General features: G+C 60.6%; 13 protein-coding genes and 4 tRNA genes. 15 read left to right on the forward strand and 2 right to left on the reverse strand.

Going from position 1 to position 14,851, the window contains the following annotated elements; genetic code table 11:
* The first annotated feature begins 546 nt into the window (after positions 1–546).
* Positions 547–2,109 (forward strand): MATE family efflux transporter, encoded by a 1,563-nt coding sequence (locus C2L80_RS06970; protein ID WP_092200495.1) that lies wholly within the window; start codon positions 547–549, stop codon positions 2,107–2,109.
* A 45-nt stretch (positions 2,110–2,154) separates the two neighbouring features.
* On the opposite strand, the gene C2L80_RS06975 is transcribed toward C2L80_RS06970, so the two are convergent.
* The gene (locus tag C2L80_RS06975; protein WP_092200498.1) at positions 2,155–2,667 is read right to left on the reverse strand and encodes a bifunctional nuclease family protein; all 513 of its coding nucleotides are present in this window, start codon (positions 2,665–2,667) and stop codon (positions 2,155–2,157) included.
* 109 nt (positions 2,668–2,776) lie between these two features.
* Positions 2,777–3,652: a LysR family transcriptional regulator gene (locus tag C2L80_RS06980; RefSeq protein WP_092200501.1), complete on the reverse strand. Its 876-nt coding sequence runs from the start codon at positions 3,650–3,652 to the stop codon at positions 2,777–2,779.
* 214 nt (positions 3,653–3,866) lie between these two features.
* Between C2L80_RS06980 and C2L80_RS06985 the strand changes: the two genes are divergently transcribed.
* From C2L80_RS06985 to rplI, 14 genes are all read left to right on the forward strand, one after another.
* Positions 3,867–3,943, forward strand: a tRNA-Ile gene (locus tag C2L80_RS06985).
* 88 nt (positions 3,944–4,031) lie between these two features.
* A tRNA-Ala gene (locus tag C2L80_RS06990) sits at positions 4,032–4,107 on the forward strand.
* Between the two features lie 404 nt (positions 4,108–4,511).
* On the forward strand, positions 4,512–5,087 hold the full coding sequence (locus C2L80_RS06995; RefSeq protein ID WP_157941032.1) for a J domain-containing protein: 576 nt from the start codon (positions 4,512–4,514) through the stop codon (positions 5,085–5,087).
* 9 nt (positions 5,088–5,096) lie between these two features.
* Positions 5,097–6,908, forward strand: a complete 1,812-nt coding sequence (gene typA, locus C2L80_RS07000; RefSeq protein ID WP_087197253.1) for a translational GTPase TypA — start codon at positions 5,097–5,099, stop codon at positions 6,906–6,908.
* Positions 6,909–7,205: 297 nt separating this feature from the next.
* Positions 7,206–8,489 carry a peptidylprolyl isomerase gene (locus C2L80_RS07005; RefSeq protein WP_087197254.1) on the forward strand — a complete coding sequence of 428 codons (1,284 nt, stop codon included), beginning with the start codon at positions 7,206–7,208 and terminating at the stop codon, positions 8,487–8,489.
* Positions 8,490–8,577: 88 nt separating this feature from the next.
* Positions 8,578–9,483, forward strand: coding sequence for an ABC transporter ATP-binding protein (locus C2L80_RS07010; RefSeq protein ID WP_103262911.1), 906 nt, complete (start codon positions 8,578–8,580; stop codon positions 9,481–9,483).
* A 42-nt stretch (positions 9,484–9,525) separates the two neighbouring features.
* A tRNA-Ser gene (locus C2L80_RS07015) sits at positions 9,526–9,617 on the forward strand.
* Between the two features lie 29 nt (positions 9,618–9,646).
* Positions 9,647–9,739, forward strand: a tRNA-Ser gene (locus tag C2L80_RS07020).
* Positions 9,740–10,269: 530 nt separating this feature from the next.
* Positions 10,270–10,740 carry a MarR family winged helix-turn-helix transcriptional regulator gene (locus C2L80_RS07025; protein WP_087197258.1) on the forward strand — a complete coding sequence of 157 codons (471 nt, stop codon included), beginning with the start codon at positions 10,270–10,272 and terminating at the stop codon, positions 10,738–10,740.
* Between the two features lie 784 nt (positions 10,741–11,524).
* Positions 11,525–12,049: a hypothetical protein gene (locus C2L80_RS07030; protein ID WP_087197259.1), complete on the forward strand. Its 525-nt coding sequence runs from the start codon at positions 11,525–11,527 to the stop codon at positions 12,047–12,049.
* Between the two features lie 726 nt (positions 12,050–12,775).
* On the forward strand, positions 12,776–13,069 hold the full coding sequence (rpsF, locus tag C2L80_RS07035) for a 30S ribosomal protein S6 (protein ID WP_087197261.1): 294 nt from the start codon (positions 12,776–12,778) through the stop codon (positions 13,067–13,069).
* Positions 13,070–13,126: 57 nt separating this feature from the next.
* On the forward strand, positions 13,127–13,591 hold the full coding sequence (locus tag C2L80_RS07040) for a single-stranded DNA-binding protein (RefSeq protein ID WP_087197263.1): 465 nt from the start codon (positions 13,127–13,129) through the stop codon (positions 13,589–13,591).
* Positions 13,592–13,611: 20 nt separating this feature from the next.
* Positions 13,612–13,872 carry a 30S ribosomal protein S18 gene (rpsR, locus tag C2L80_RS07045; RefSeq protein WP_087192382.1) on the forward strand — a complete coding sequence of 87 codons (261 nt, stop codon included), beginning with the start codon at positions 13,612–13,614 and terminating at the stop codon, positions 13,870–13,872.
* Positions 13,873–13,887: 15 nt separating this feature from the next.
* A complete protein-coding gene (gene rplI, locus C2L80_RS07050) occupies positions 13,888–14,454 on the forward strand; it encodes a 50S ribosomal protein L9 (protein WP_087197265.1) in 567 nt (188 codons plus the stop codon).
* The last annotated feature ends 397 nt before the right edge of the window (positions 14,455–14,851 follow it).

Consider the following 14,851-nt stretch of genomic DNA (forward strand, 5'->3'; position numbering starts at 1 on the left):
GCGATTCCTGAAAAAGCCGCGTGGTTTGTCTCCTATGGCATCTTGCCAAACGGATTGCGCAAGACGCATCCCATCGGGTCGTTCCCGATTCTTCGTTCTCAGCGCTATCCACGTTGACGATATTCATCTGCCTTCCAGTCGCACTCATCCTGTCGTCAAGCCGAAGCCCGGAAAACCTTCTCCTGTTGCGCATCTTCGCCGCATCCGCTCGTTTCAGTGCGCTCATCACGTCCGACGTTCCCCTCGCCCACGCCTCGCTTTCCGCATCATCCCGCCTTCCATCTCCCTTCCCCCTTGCGCGCTTGTGTCGCTTTCGACGAGCGCGCTCGACATCTCTCCCGATCCCACGGGCGCGCACCTCCCGCGTCCATGTCGCCCTCAACAGGGCGCATCCCGATGTTTCACGTGAAACATTCGTTTCTGACGTGGGGTTATACGATCAGGAATGCGAAAAACGTGAAGGAGGGCTCTGCTAGGGACGCTTCTGTTGACGTGCCGTATACTGCACGCCCTGCACCCGTTGACGGAAAGGAGGGCATCGAGCCTATGACCATTGCGGCTTTGGCGCAAGGGGCCCAGGCGCGCGTGCGCGCCGTCCGCACGGAGCGTGCCGCGCGCACGCCTGCCGAAAGGACCGCTCCCAGCGACGTGCTCGCTTTGAGCATGCCGTTGTTCGTCGAGCTGTTCATGCAGATCATGATCGGCAATATCAACCAATTCATGCTCGCGCCCCTCGGCACGCAGCCGGTTGCCGCCGTGGGCAACGCCTTGCAGATACTCAACATCGTGACCATCGCATTGTCGGCGATGGGGACGGCGTCCACGGTGCTGGTAACCCGCGTTCTGGGAGGGTCGGGCGTTGACCGCTCGCGTTCTGTTTCCGAGATAGCTACCTTAGCGCTTGTGGTGAACGCGGTGTTGGCGGGTCTTATGACCGCGGTGCTGTTCGCGTTCTGGCCGCAGTTCTTCTCCCTGCTCAACATCGATCCCGCCCTGCATGGCATGGCCTCGTCGTTCCTTCTTGTGGTGGGCTCGACGACGATGCTGCAAGGCGTGTTCTTCGCGTTCACCGCCCTGCTGCGCGCCCATGCGCGCACGGGCGACGTGATGAAGGCGAGCTTGGCGATGAACGCCGTCAACATCGCGGCAAGCGCCGCGCTCATCGGCGGGGTGGGGGCGCTGCCCGCTCTCGGCGTGGAGGGCGCGGCGGCGGCGAACGTGGTGGCGCGCGTGGTGGGGCTGCTGGTCGCGCGCGGGCTCGTCAGGCGCAACACCGACGTGCGGATGAGCGTGTCGTACCTGCGGCCGTTTCCTTGGAGCACGCTCAAGCGGATGCTGGGTGTGGGCGTGCCCTCGTCTGGCGAGCAGATGAACTACGACCTGGCGCAGATCGTCATCCTATCGTTCATCAACGTGCTGGGGACGACGGTGGTGACCGTGAAGGTGTACTGCTCGATGATCGCGGGCATCGCCTATCTGTACTCCATCGCATTGTCCCAGGCCACGCAGATCGTTCTGGGCTATCTGTTCGGTGCGGGGAAATTCGACGCCGTCGCGCGGAGGGTGTGGGCGGCCGACCTCATCGCCATCGTGCTGACCACCTGCGTGTCCGTTCTGATCTATGTGAATTCCGATGCCGTGCTCGGCCTGTTCACCGCCGATCCGCTCGTACACGAACTGGGGCGGCAGGTCATGCTGGTGGAGGTGTTCCTCGGCGTGGGCCGCGCGCTCAACATTGTGATGGTGAAGGCGCTCATCGCGGTGGGCGATGTGAAGACGCCGGTGACGGTGAACGTGCTGTCATCGTGGGTGTTCGCCGTGGGCGGCGGCTACCTGCTGGGCATCGGCTTGGGATGGGGCATCGTGGGCATGTGGTTGGCCATGTGCGTGGACGAATGGCTGCGCGCGGGGTTCTTGCTCATCACGTTCGCACGCGGAGGATGGCGCCGCCGCGCGCTCGCGATGCGGGAGGCCTCCGCGGCTGAGAAGCCGAAAGAGCCGAACGTGCAAAGCGTGCCCGTGCTCATGGCGCTCGCCGCGGACGACGACGGCGCGCTTGCCGACGGCGTGGTGGACGCCGTCTCTGAAGTCGCCCGCCAGCTTTGGTGAGAACTCCGGCCCAAGCAGCTCCGCGCTCGTCGCGCCCGCGCGCCGCTACGCCTCGAAATCGTCAGGGGCGATCTTCTCGAGGAACGTGCGGAACTCGGTGAGTTCCCGCTCGTCGATTCGGTCGCCCCCTTTCCGCTTGAGCACGTAGGGAAACGACGCGCGCTCAAGAACGCTCTCTTCGATGTAAAGGGGCGCTTTCTGCCGCACGGCCAAAGCCAGCGCGTCGCTCGGTCGTGCGTCGAGGTCGATGAGCCGATCATGCTGGCGCAAGGTGAGCCGCGCGAAGAACGTGGAGCCTTTCACGTCGTTGATGACCACATGGTCGATGCGTGCGTCGAGGTTGGTGAGCGCGTCGAGGAACAGATCGTGCGTCATCGGCCTCGAGAAGCGCGCGTACTCCAAGGCGATTCCCATTTGGGTGGCTTCGTTCATTCCAACCCAGATGGGAACGATGCGGAACTTCCCTTCTTGCGTCACATCCTCGACGGGCTGCAACACGATGATCGATGGCGCTGGGGCGGTGGAAACGATGAGCGTTTGTACATTCACGGGCACCATGACGGCTCCCCTTTCGCAGAAGCGGTGCGTTGCAGACTGATCGGAAACCCTGCGGCTGTTTCGTCGTTCGATTATAGCGCTCATCCGTTTGTCGCGCCGGTGCCCTTTTCTACCGGATGCCGCTTTTCAGAAGCTTTTCGAGCTTTCGGTACGCCTCGCTTTTCACATCCTTTTCAGTGACGAGGCACAAGGGGATGGGCTTTGCGGTGCGCTCGTCCAAAGGTACCGTCGTGGTGTGCGGCAGCATCTCTCCCAGCATAGGCACGTTCAACATAAGGAACACGCCGTGTTCCTGGTAGAACAATCGAGGCATATCCTCCTCGTTGGGTTCGATAACCCTCTCAAGCAATCCTTCGCGACGATAGGTGACTACGATCGAATTGTTGAAATGGTCGAACGTCTTCGAGGCGAGCACCGGATAAGGCTTGAGTTCGTCGAGCGCTATCGAAGCGCGGTTGGCAAGCGGGTGGTTGTTCGCCATGCACGCGCCTACGGGCATGGTGCCCGCGATAAAGCAGTCGTGCTCGCCATCGTCGAGCGTCCCGATCGTGATGATGGCGTCGCATTCCCCTCGAGCAAGTGCGGCGATTCCCTCTTCCCCGGTGCCGAGGTCGACGCGTGCTTTCGTGTGCAAATACCTTTCGAAGAACAGGGCTAGTTTCTCACGAGCGCTTTCGTTGTCGCTGAACGCGGGAGCGACAAGGAGCAAGGCGAGCTGCGGGTCGTTCGGATTGCTGTCGGACATGTTTTCCAGCTGAGAGAAGGACTCGCATACGGGTTTCGCCTTCTCGAGGAACTGCTTCCCGAAAGCGGTGAGTTTGATGCCCTGCGGTATGCGTTCGAACAAAGGAGCGGGAAGCTCTTTTCTCAAATCCGACAAGGCTTTCGACATCGCTTGGGTGGAAATGCCCTTCTCACGCGCTGCAGCCGACATGCTTCCGAGTTGTGCTGCTGAAACGAAATAGGAGATTTGCTTGATGTTCACGGCACCTCCTTTTTTGTATGCGTTTCGTTCATAGGGTATCACGATCAACCGCTCGGACGCCATGCGAAGGTACCGCAAAGGGCATGACGATCCGTTGCCAATCGCAGCTGCCGATAGAAGATAGCGCTGAAAGGTTGAAAACTCGGCATAATTCTTTTAAAAACACCTTGACCTTCCAAAGGTATTTGAGGTAAGGTAGCTGAGCACTTTTTTTGGGCCCGTAGCTCAGTTGGTTAGAGCGCACGCCTGATAAGCGTGAGGTCGCTGGTTCAAATCCATTCGGGCCCACCATTTTTTTTTGCGATAAACGCTCCACCGTGAGCCGAGTTTGCCGGTGGAGCGTTTATTACTGTCTGGGGCGGTTTGCCGCCATGCAGTTGGGGCATTAGCTCAGCTGGGAGAGCGCGGGCTTTGCAAGCCTGAGGTCAGGGGTTCGATCCCCCTATGCTCCACCAACATTTCAGCAGGTCAAACATTGATTGTTTGGCCTGTTTTTTTATTTTGGGCATCGTCAAAATACAATTTGCGGGTTATAGGACAAAAAGCGAGCGGGCGCGGTGAAAATCCTGTATTTGAGGGCCCTTTCGCAAGGAGTGTTTCACGTGAAACATCCGGATTGTGGGCAGGCATCCCTCGCGCAGACGCGGAAAGGCACCTCGCGAGCCGGATGGTTCGGCCTCTGGCGCTCTCAGTGCTCCTGGTGTTGCCGCCGCCTTCGAGCATTGTCCCTCCTCGTCGCATTCGGTCGGCGCACTCTCCCTGCGCGTACATTCTGTGTCGCGCTTCGGGGCATCTCGGTTCTTCGCTGCGCGACGTGGTAGTATACGGATTCGGAACGATCGACGACACACGGGGAGCCATGAACCGAACGGAAGCGCTGCGCATCTTGGGGCTTGACAACGATGCGACGGCTGACGATATCAAGGCCGCGTACAAAGAGACGGCGCAGATACTGCATCCCGACCGCTTCGCCGGCAACAAGAAATTGCAAGACCGTGCGACCGAGCAATTCAAGAACCTCCAAGAAGCCTACGAGTATCTGACGAAGGGCCGCGGATCGCGCACCTCATCGCGCTCGGGGTCGCGTTCGGATGCTTCGCACGCGCGTCCGCGCACCGTCGCAAGCGATCTCGAGGCGCGCTTGGCTGGCATCGCCGCCGCGCGCACGCAGCTGGTGAAGCAGCGCGACGCGGTGTACGACGAGCGCCGCAACGGCATCGCCATGGCTGCCATCGGCGGGCTTGTGGCGCTGTTCGCGGGGCGCCGCCCTGTCGGCATCCTCGGCATCGTGGCCGCCATCGCCACCACGGCGGCGGTGTGGGGGATCGTGCAGGTGGTATCGTCCCAGCGCACCATCGCGACGCTTGACGAGCATATCGCGGCGCTCAACAAGGAGGAGCGCCGGCTTTCCCAAGAACTGGACGACGAGGAATAGGAAGCAACCGTGAAGCAAGAGAACATCCGCAACGTGGCCATCATCGCGCATGTCGACCACGGCAAAACCACCATCGTGGACCGTCTGCTGTACACCAGCGGCGTATTCCGCGAGAACCAGCAGGTGGAAGAGCGCGTGCTCGACTCAAACGACCAAGAGCGCGAGCGCGGCATCACCATCCTGTCGAAGAACATCTCCGTCACCTACGACGGCGTGAAGATCAACGTCATCGACACGCCGGGGCACGCGGATTTCGGCGGCGAGGTGGAGCGCGTGCTGAACATGGCCGACGGCGCGCTGCTCATCGTCGATGCGTTCGAGGGCCCCATGCCGCAGACGCGCTTCGTGCTCAAGCACGCGCTTGAGCTGGGGTTGCGCATCGTGGTGGTGGTGAACAAGATCGACCGTCCCGGCTCGCGCCCCGAAGAGGTGGTGGACGAGGTGTTCGACCTCATGGTGGAGCTGGAAGCTTCCGACGAGCAATTGGACTTCCCCGTCATCTACACGAGCGCCATGAACGGCTACGCGCGCTTCGATCCTGCGGACGACAACATGAACATGCTGCCCTTGCTCGACACCATCCTCAAAGAGGTTCCCGCGCCCGACTGCGAACCGGCCGGCCCGGTGGCGCTGCAGATCTGCACGGTGGACCATTCGAGCTTCGTGGGGCGCATCGGCGTGGGTCGGCTGTTCAGCGGCACCATCCACAAAGGCGAGCCGGTGCTCGTCATCAAAAACGACGGCACGCGCTACAACACGAACATCAAGCAGGCGTTCACGTTCGAGGCGCTGGGCAAAAAGGAGCAGCAGGAGGTTCACGCGGGCGACATCGTGGCCGTGGTGGGCGTGGAGGACGCCGACATCGGCGACATGGTGACGAGCCGCGAGCACCCGGTGCGCTTCGACCCCATCCAGGTGGAGGAGCCCACGATGGCCATCGTGTTCGAGGCGTCCACGAGCCCGCTTGTGGGCCGCGAGGGCGAGATCGTCGGTGCGCGTCAGCTCAAAGAACGCCTCATGCGCGAGAAGGAAAGCAACATATCCATGCGCATCGAGGAATTGGAGGACAAGTCGGGCATCGAGGTGGCCGGACGCGGCGTGCTGCACCTGTCGGTGCTGATGGAGACGATGCGCCGCGAGGGCTTCGAGTTCCAGGTGGGCCGTCCGCGCGTGCTCATCAAGACCGACGAGCAGGGGCGCAAGCTCGAGCCCATTGAGGAGGCCACAGTGGACGTGCCGAGCGAGTACGCGGGCAAGGCCATCGAGGTGTTCGGCGGCGCGGGCGGCGAGATGGCCGACATGTTCCAGCGCGGCGACCAGACGCATCTCGTGTTCAAGATTCCCACGCGCGGCACGATGGGTCTGCGCACGCGCCTCTTGAACGCCACGCGCGGCGAGGCCACGATGTTCCACCACTTCAGCGAGTACGGCGCATATCGCGGCGATTTCGCCGGCCGCAAGAACGGCTCGATGATCTCGATGTCCACCGAGAAGAGCGTCGCGTACGCGCTTGACACGCTGCAGGAGCGCGGCAGGCTGTTCGTGGGCCCCGGCGAAGACTGCTACGAGGGCATGATCGTGGGTGAAAGCGCCAAGGAAGGCGACATGGTGGTGAACATCGCCAAGTCGAAGCAGCTGGGCAACCAGCGTTCCTCGGGCGCCGACAAGGCCATCCAACTCACGCCGCCGCAGACGTTCACGCTCGAAGAGGCGCTTGAGTACATCGAGGACGACGAATTGGTGGAGATCACCCCGAAGAGCGTCCGTTTGCGTAAGCGCATCCTGTCGGCCACCGAGCGCAAGAAGGCCGCCAAGAAATAGCGCCGCCTTATAAGACCTGAAACTCCCGCACCCCTCTTTCGCTGACGATGCGCACGTGTTCGCAGCGGGGAGGGGTGCTGGCTTCAAGGTGGGTTGCCAGCGTGGCCTCCGGAGGCGGGAGGCGGCGCCAGGGCAATTCCGAAGTTCGGTCTATGAATCGAAAGTGGATATATTGCGCATCGAGACAACCCCATTTCACGCGTGTGCGAAAATACGGCGCAAGTAACACACGTGCGACGATCCGCAGGTTGCGCAGATGGTGGTTCGCGGGCGGCGCATGATCGAGGGAAGGGTCATATGAAAAAGTCTCACATCATGAAAGCCGTGTGCGCCGTTGGGTTGTCGGCTGCATGCGTCTGGAGCCTCGCTGCCTGCACAAGCGGCGATCAGGCGTCGGGCGATAGCGGGGCTGTGGCGGCTACGGTTGGCGACGTGCCCATTTCCGAGGACACGGTGACCAAGTACATCGAGAGCATCCGCTCCCAAATGGGCGTGACCGATGAGGATTCGTGGGGCAACTGGCTTGCACAGAACGGCTACACGCCCGAATCCGTGCGTGAGGAAGTGGTCAACTCCTACGTTCAGCGCGAGCTTATCAAGAAGGGTGCCGATGAGCGCGGCATCACGGTTGACAGCACCGAGGTCGATGGATACGTCGATCAGATGAAGCAGAACTACGACACCGACGAGAAGTGGCAGGAAGCGCTCACTCAGGCCGGTATGACCGAGGACGAATATCGTTCCGAAATCGAACTGCAGTTGAAGAACCGGGGGCTTTTGGAGTCGTTCGCTTCCGACGAGGAGCCTTCCGAAGAGGACCTGCTGCAGTACGCGCAGATGTACGCCACCACGTACGACGGTGCGAAGCGCTCTTCCCATATCCTGTTCGATTCGGGGGACGAGGCCACGGCACGGGAGGTGCTCGACAAGCTGAACGCCGGCGAGCTCGACTTCGCCGAAGCGGCCAAAGAATACTCCAAAGACGGCAGTGCTTCGGATGGCGGCGACGTGGGCTGGGACAAGACTTCCAGCTTCGTGGAGGAATATCAAACGGCTCTCGATGGGCTTGAGAAAGACCAGATGAGCGGTTTGGTGACGAGCACGTACGGCATCCACATCATCAAGTGCACCGACGTGTTCACCGCGCCTGAGGAAGTGACGAGCCTCGATCAGATTCCGTCTGACTGGGTGGATTCCATCAAGTCCTCCCTGAAGTCCCAGAAGCAAAACGAGGCGTACCAGCAGTGGCTTGAAGAGTACAAGGAGAGCTCCGACGTGGTGATCAACCCCATGCCGGAAGGATTGCCCTACGCGGTCGACATGTCGAAATACCAGACCTCTGACGATGCCGCTGCCGAAGATGGATCGGACGAAGGTTCTGACGCTTCGAACGAGTCCGGCGAGAATGCCGATGCCGCGGCCGATGCCGCCGATGGTGCTGCCGATGGCACTGATGCCGGTGAATCCACTGGCGAATCGTCCGACAACGCAGAAGATGCGGGCGCGTCGGCTGACAACGCCGCGAACGGCGAAGGACAGCCTGCCGAGGGAGCGGAAGGATCGAGTTCGTTGTCCGAGTAACAGACGCGAAAACGAAATGCTCGCTGCACGCGAGAGGCATTGGGCGGGGAACCGGCGGTTCCCCGCTTTTTCATGGAAAGGATGATCGGTGGATACAAACAGGGAAGCACCTCCTTTTTTGCAGTTGCGCGACGCTACGGTGGTGCGCGCGGGAAAGCCGATTCTCGAGGTCGGCTCTTTCTCGCTTGCCGAAGGGGAGAGCGTTGCTTTGCTGGGGCCGAACGGTTCCGGTAAATCGACGTTCGTCAAGCTCGTCACACGTGAGGTGCTTCCGTTGCATCGAGACGAGCCGCCTGTGCGTTTCCAGGGAAATCCTCGCGCCATGCTTTCCCAAGTGAAGGCATGCGTGGGCGTGGTTTCCTCGTCGATGCAGGATCAGATAGCCGTGCACCTTCGTGCGGTGGACGTGGTCGCGGGAGGGCTGTACGGTTCGCTCGGCGTCCCGGCCCGCGCACAGGACGCAGACGGGGCACGCGAGCGGGCGCTGGCTTCCATGTCTCTGATCGGCATCGCTGGTTTGGCCGAACGCGACATCATGACGCTGTCCACCGGTCAGGCTCGCCGCGTGCTCATCGCTCGCGCCCTTGTGCACGATCCGCGCATGCTCGTGTTCGACGAGCCCTGCACGGGGCTCGACCCCGAAGGCATGTATTACGTGCGTTCGAGCATGCGCTCGTTGGCCCGCGCAGGAAAGGGCATCGTGCTGGTCACTCATTACCCCGAGGACATCATCCCCGAAATCGACCGCGTCGTGCTGCTCAAAGATGGCCGGATACACGCCGACGGAACGAAACGCGAGCTCATCACGGACGAGGTGATGAGCGAGCTGTTCGAGGTGCCTTTGCGCGTTCGGCGCGAGGCGGCGTCGGCATCGGCGATGGGTCCGCTTTCGGGGGTTGATTCAACTTCGGGCCAAGGGGTGTCTCGTGGAGAGGATGCGAGAGAGGAGTATTTCTCGCTTGTGAGCGCGTATGAGCTGTTGTATACTATATAGCTGCTGCATGGTCGGATGGGACTGTGCGCCTGTCGGAGACGCGGAGAGATGTCCGAGCTGGCCGAAGGAGCACGATTGGAAATCGTGTATACGCCAAAAGCGTATCTGGGGTTCGAATCCCCATCTCTCCGCCACTGAACGACAGGCTCGGCATCGCCCCTACGGAAGGGTGGCAGAGCGGTTGAATGCGGCGGTCTCGAAAACCGTTTCACCGGTAACCCCGGTGACCAGGGTTCGAATCCCTGCCCTTCCGCCAGTTGATCGAAAGCGCCTACGGCTCACAGCCTCGGCGCTTTTTTCGTATCCTGGGTTCGATCATGGGATTGGAGGGTTGTAGGACGCAAAGCGGGGGTCTGCTCTGGTTGTTCACTGGCGGTATTCGACTGTCGTGTGGAGTTCTCCCCACGCAGCCTCCGATTCGCGTTTGTCCGGATTGGATGGAAAACAGTCCCGCCTTCGCCGAGGTTGCCGCCGAGCGCCCGACCGGTTCAGGTGCGAAGGAGCCGAGTGAGGTGCCCTTGTGTTTCACGTGAAACACAAGGCTTGTTGCTTCGTGGCTTTAGCCTGCTCTCCGCGCCGCAGGGGCAAGAGGCTGCAAACCACCCGCTATACGGATGGCCATGATTGATCCCCTCCTTACTATACTTATTCATGAATAATATAAATATATTGTTTTACCAGGTAAAATAATTAATCAATGAATTATTTTGAATAATAGGTTGCATTATACTGGCAAGGCGTATAGTGGTGTTCGTACGAAGCGATGCATGAGAGAAGGAATCCAGTATGAACGAATCGACCAAGACCCTTGCCCAACTGAAGAAAGCCAGCAAGCTCGTTCGCCTTGCGTTTCGCAAGAACGGTCCGAAAAGCTTCAAGCGCGGGCAGGGCGCGCTGCTCAACGCGCTGGTGGAGCACGATGGGATCACCCAGCGTGAACTTGTGTGCATCCTCGGCTTGAACCGCGGCGACCTCAAGGACATCGTGAAGAAGGCCGCCCGCAACGGCTATGTGACCATCGAGGACGTCAACGAGAAGCGCACGTACGCGGTGAAGCTGACCGACGAGGGACGCGCCGTTGCCGAGAAGCGCGTGGCCGCGAACGACAAGACGGCTGACGATATCCTCTCCTGCCTGTCGGATGAGGAGATCGCCCAGCTTAACGCGCTGACCGAGAAGATCATTCTCTCGCTGAAGGACAAGGGCATCAACGGCAAGAAGAAAGGGCGCAAAGCGCACGAGTGCCGCTGCCGCTAGCCGAACGTGGCCGGGAGCCTCATGAGGGTGTGCTGCTTGCACGTTTGAAACTTTGTCAAGTGCGGAATGCGAAAGCGCCCCGTCCGTATGCGAGTTTTGCGAGCACGTGGTTTTATCGGCGCGCCGACGTTCGGGTTCAGTAAGGCTCTTTGCGGCGAGACGCCAGGGTCTTATCGAATCCGTCGACGCGCACATGCTTGCGAGGCGCGATTTCTGCAGGGGTACGCCCATGATCGCCGCCCAATTAAGCTGTCTGGCCGCTTTTCCTCCCCGATGTTTCACGTGAAACATCGGGGCTTTCTTTTTGTGCCTTGGTGCGACCTCTGCGCAGTGTTCGTTGATGGTTGCTGGTTCCTTTGCGAAGCGACGATGATACGCGGATGTTGTGGCATTTCTGCATCCTGGCTTTTCCCGTGTTGGAGCGTTTTTTGACCTGCTCTCCCCAACTGAATGTTTCACGTGAAACATTCGGCTCCGTCTTTGCGTTTCCCACCTCTGACGAGATGCCCTTTCGCTCTTGAGTCATTTTTCGGGCTTTTACGTGACGCGCTTTCAGATTAACTCTTTTCGATGTGCCCTTCGTCCGCCGCCCCCGTGCGTCGTGCGCTTCCCCTTGGCTGCTCTAGACGGTTCCCTTCGACGTTGCGACGGCCAGACCCTGCGCATTTTTGAAGATACGCCGAATAACCCAAACGCTTCGCCGTTTGCCACCTGCTCAGGCTCTACACTGGTCGGGAACGAAAATGCCCCGCGCATTCGGGCGCTCCGATGAAAGGATAAGGCAATGGCCGATCGCATGGTGGAAAGCTCCGACGTCGAGGTGCCGGAGATTCCCGAAACGCTTGAGAAGGTGCTGCTCTTCACGTTGGAAGAAGCCAAAGAGAAGATGGAGCATGGCGAGGACGTGGTGCCTTTCACGGCGCTCGTGGTGAAGGAAAACCTGTTCATGGAAAGCCATCCGGGGGAATCGGCCGACGAATGCTTCAACTTCGCGCGGCACACGGTGGAGCACGCGCGCGGTGCCGAGGCGTACGCGTTGTGCTATGACGGCTACATCGAGGTGGACGACGGCGAGAAAGACGCGCTCATCGCCGAGGGCGGTGTGCCGGGCGGCGATCACGGTTACGCCGTGGGCTACCTGTACGAAGTCGGCGAAGACGGTGCGGTGACGTTTGAAACGGAGCCTGCCTACATCGGCGAAGCGCCGAACTTTATGATCGCTCTGCAGAAGGCCGATTCCTATAGCGACGACGAGATCGATGCGAAGTACCTTGACGGGGAAGAGTCCGAGGGCGAGCCAGGGGAGTAGCGAACATTCCTCCCGTACGATGTTCAAGCGCCGCAGCTTTCGGGTTGCGGCGCTTTTTTGTATGCGCGCGCATCGGTCGCTGGTTGTCGTGTCCGTGTCGGCCATGGAAACGCAGCGAATGGGGGAGATGAGCCTTTTGGACGGTGCGTGCCTGATCGGGAGAGTGCTTTGCCAGATGGGACGGGAGAATGTCGAACGCTGTCGAAGAGGCGGGAGAGTTTTCGGACACGTTAGTTGGTGGCATCCTCTTTCACGACGGATCGGCGTTGGACATGTGCGAGGGTCGCGCAAGAGGCGCGTTGGAAGTGTGTTCGAAGAGGAGGGATATGCGCTTTCCCTGTGTGAGAAGCATGTTGGAATCACGGAAGAACGACGCGTTTCTGCGTTGGACGCACGCCATGCCCCTGCAAGAATCGGTTGCTATGATGGTTCCACGATGTTCGGCACGTCAGCTGGGCAGAGGCAAACTCCGACGGACTCGTTCGGTGCTCGCATTCCTGCGCAACCAACCGCGAGGAGCGCTGCGCTGCATGCGGGTCCGTCGGAAGCGGCGAGGGCGGATGCCGTTCGCGCTGGGCAATGGAGTGTGACGAAACGGTGAAAAAAGGCGTTCGATTGGGTTGGGCTGCTTCGACCTGCGCTTTTTTGCTAGAATAGTCAGGCTAATCCTGCCCCGGTGTTTGCCTTCACCAGCCCGGGGCCGTCAAGTCCAAAGGAGGTGAGCTGATGAAGGCTTACGAACTGCTGTTTTTTGTCGCTCCGTCTACCGACGAGGAAACCCGCACCGCTGTCATGAAGCGCATCGAGACGACGATCTCCGACGCCAAGGGCACGGTTGACAACGTCGACAACTGGGGCAAGCGCAAACTCGCTTACGAGATCAACGGTCTGACCGATGGTGACTACACCCTCGTCGATTTCCATGCCGATCCCGCTGACGTCGCCGAGCTCGATCGTATCCTGCGCATTACCGACACGGTGGTGCGCCATATGATCGTCAAGCGCACGGATCGCGACTAAGGAGACGTTTGGGACCTGGGCGCATGCCTGGGTTCGGCATGAGAAGAGGTGGGCTACATGAGCATCAACCGAGTGATTATCAGCGGGAACCTGACGCGCGACCCCGAGCTGCGCTCCACGGCGGGCGGCATGCCGGTGCTCGGCTTCGGCGTGGCGGTGAACGACCGCCGCAAGAACCAGCAGACCGGCGAGTGGGAGGACTACCCGAACTTCATCGACTGCACGATGTTCGGCGCCCGCGCCGAGGCGCTGTCCCGCTACCTCAACAAGGGCACCAAGGTGTCCATCGAGGGCAAGCTCCGCTGGAGCCAGTGGGAGCGCGAAGGGCAGAAGCGCAGCAAGATCGAGGTCATCGTGGACGAGCTGGAGTTCATGTCGAGCCGCGGCGACTCGTCGTCGTACGGTGGCGGCATGGGGGGCGGCTACTCTGCCCCGGCCCCGGCGGCTCCTGCGTACGCGCCCGCACCCGCACCGGTAGTCGACGCCTCTTCTTCGGTCTATGACGAAGACATCCCGTTTTAGCGATACGAAAGAGGTTTGAAATGTCCGATTACGCGAAGCAGCCGCGTCGCAAGTACTGCCAGTTCTGCAAAGAGGATGTGCAGTACGTCGACTACAAAGATACCCAGATGCTGCGCAAGTACGTGACCGACCGCGGGAAGATCAAGCCGCGTCGCGTGACGGGTGCCTGCACTCAGCACCAGCGCGACATCGCGAACGCCGTGAAGCGCGCTCGCGAGATGGCTTTGATGCCCTACGCGGTTCCCGCCATCAGCGGCCGTGGCGACCGCCGCAACCGCTAGGCGCAAGGAGGAACCATGAAAGTCATCCTGCTCCAAGAACTGAAGGGCAAGGGCGGTGAGGGCGACGTCGTGGACGTGGCCCCCGGTTTTGCCAACAACTACCTGCTGCCGGAAAGGATCGCCATTCTTGCCACGAAGGGCAACCTGAAGCAGCTCGAGGAACGCAAGCACAACATCGCCAAGCGCGAAGAGAAGCGCATCGCCGATGCCAACGCGACGAAGGCCGCTCTCGATGGCGCCGCTATCAAGGTGATCGCTCAGGTGGGTGACGAGGGCCAGCTGTTCGGCTCCGTCACCGCCCAGATGATCGCCGACTCCATCAAGGAGGCCACGGGCGTCGAGGTGGACAAGCGCCGCGTCGAGCTCGGCCATGCCATCAAGACGGCGGGCGAGCACGAAGTGGCCATCTCGCTCTATCGCGAGATCAAGACCACGGTGAAGGTGATCGTCGGCGGGGAGAACGACGCTGTCGTCGCCGAGGAGGCCGAGGCTGCGGAGGCGACCGAGGTCGAGACGGCCGAGGTCGCAGCGGATTCCGAGGCCGTCGAAGAGGCCGAAGCTTCCGAGGAGACTGCGGAGTAGCTTTCGCTGAGAGAACTCCTTAAGCCCCGAATCGTGCCAAAGGCTTTCTGCGGCATGGTTCGGGGCTTTTTTGCGTTTGGCTTTCTCTGCTGAAAGAAGATTGGCGCGAATTCGGGTTTGCCGAAGATAGCTCCATAGAGTTCACCTCCTTCCCGCGTGGAGTAGAGGACGGGAGTTAAGGGCTTGTCCTCTCTGCCCCTTTCGCTCCGTACCCGTTCGGGAGATGGCTCTTGAGTGCGTTTTTCAGAAAAAAGTTGAAAAAAGCAAAATGGGTACCGTCAAGAATCTTGCGCACTTTTCCGACAGCCTCATAAGCCCGCCGTCCGGTGCGGCTACCCCTCCAGCAGAGTCACGTCCAGATAGCGCCTCGAGCCCCACTCGCTCTCGGCCACGTACT

Source organism: Rubneribacter badeniensis (assembly GCF_002899695.1).
Classification (GTDB): domain Bacteria; phylum Actinomycetota; class Coriobacteriia; order Coriobacteriales; family Eggerthellaceae; genus Rubneribacter; species Rubneribacter badeniensis.

Excerpts from the sequence above, each read along its gene's own strand:
- C2L80_RS07025 (WP_087197258.1), top strand. The coding sequence starts at position 10,270 with ATGAACGAATCGACCAAGACCCTTGCCCAACTGAAGAAAGCCAGCAAG.
- rpsR (WP_087192382.1), top strand. The coding sequence starts at position 13,612 with ATGTCCGATTACGCGAAGCAGCCGCGTCGCAAGTACTGCCAGTTCTGC.
- rplI (WP_087197265.1), top strand. The coding sequence starts at position 13,888 with ATGAAAGTCATCCTGCTCCAAGAACTGAAGGGCAAGGGCGGTGAGGGC.
- rpsF (WP_087197261.1), top strand. The coding sequence starts at position 12,776 with ATGAAGGCTTACGAACTGCTGTTTTTTGTCGCTCCGTCTACCGACGAG.
- C2L80_RS07040 (WP_087197263.1), top strand. The coding sequence starts at position 13,127 with ATGAGCATCAACCGAGTGATTATCAGCGGGAACCTGACGCGCGACCCC.
- C2L80_RS06970 (WP_092200495.1), top strand. The coding sequence starts at position 547 with ATGACCATTGCGGCTTTGGCGCAAGGGGCCCAGGCGCGCGTGCGCGCC.
- C2L80_RS06995 (WP_157941032.1), top strand. The coding sequence starts at position 4,512 with ATGAACCGAACGGAAGCGCTGCGCATCTTGGGGCTTGACAACGATGCG.
- C2L80_RS06975 (WP_092200498.1), bottom strand. The coding sequence starts at position 2,667 with ATGGTGCCCGTGAATGTACAAACGCTCATCGTTTCCACCGCCCCAGCG.
- C2L80_RS07005 (WP_087197254.1), top strand. The coding sequence starts at position 7,206 with ATGAAAAAGTCTCACATCATGAAAGCCGTGTGCGCCGTTGGGTTGTCG.
- C2L80_RS07030 (WP_087197259.1), top strand. The coding sequence starts at position 11,525 with ATGGCCGATCGCATGGTGGAAAGCTCCGACGTCGAGGTGCCGGAGATT.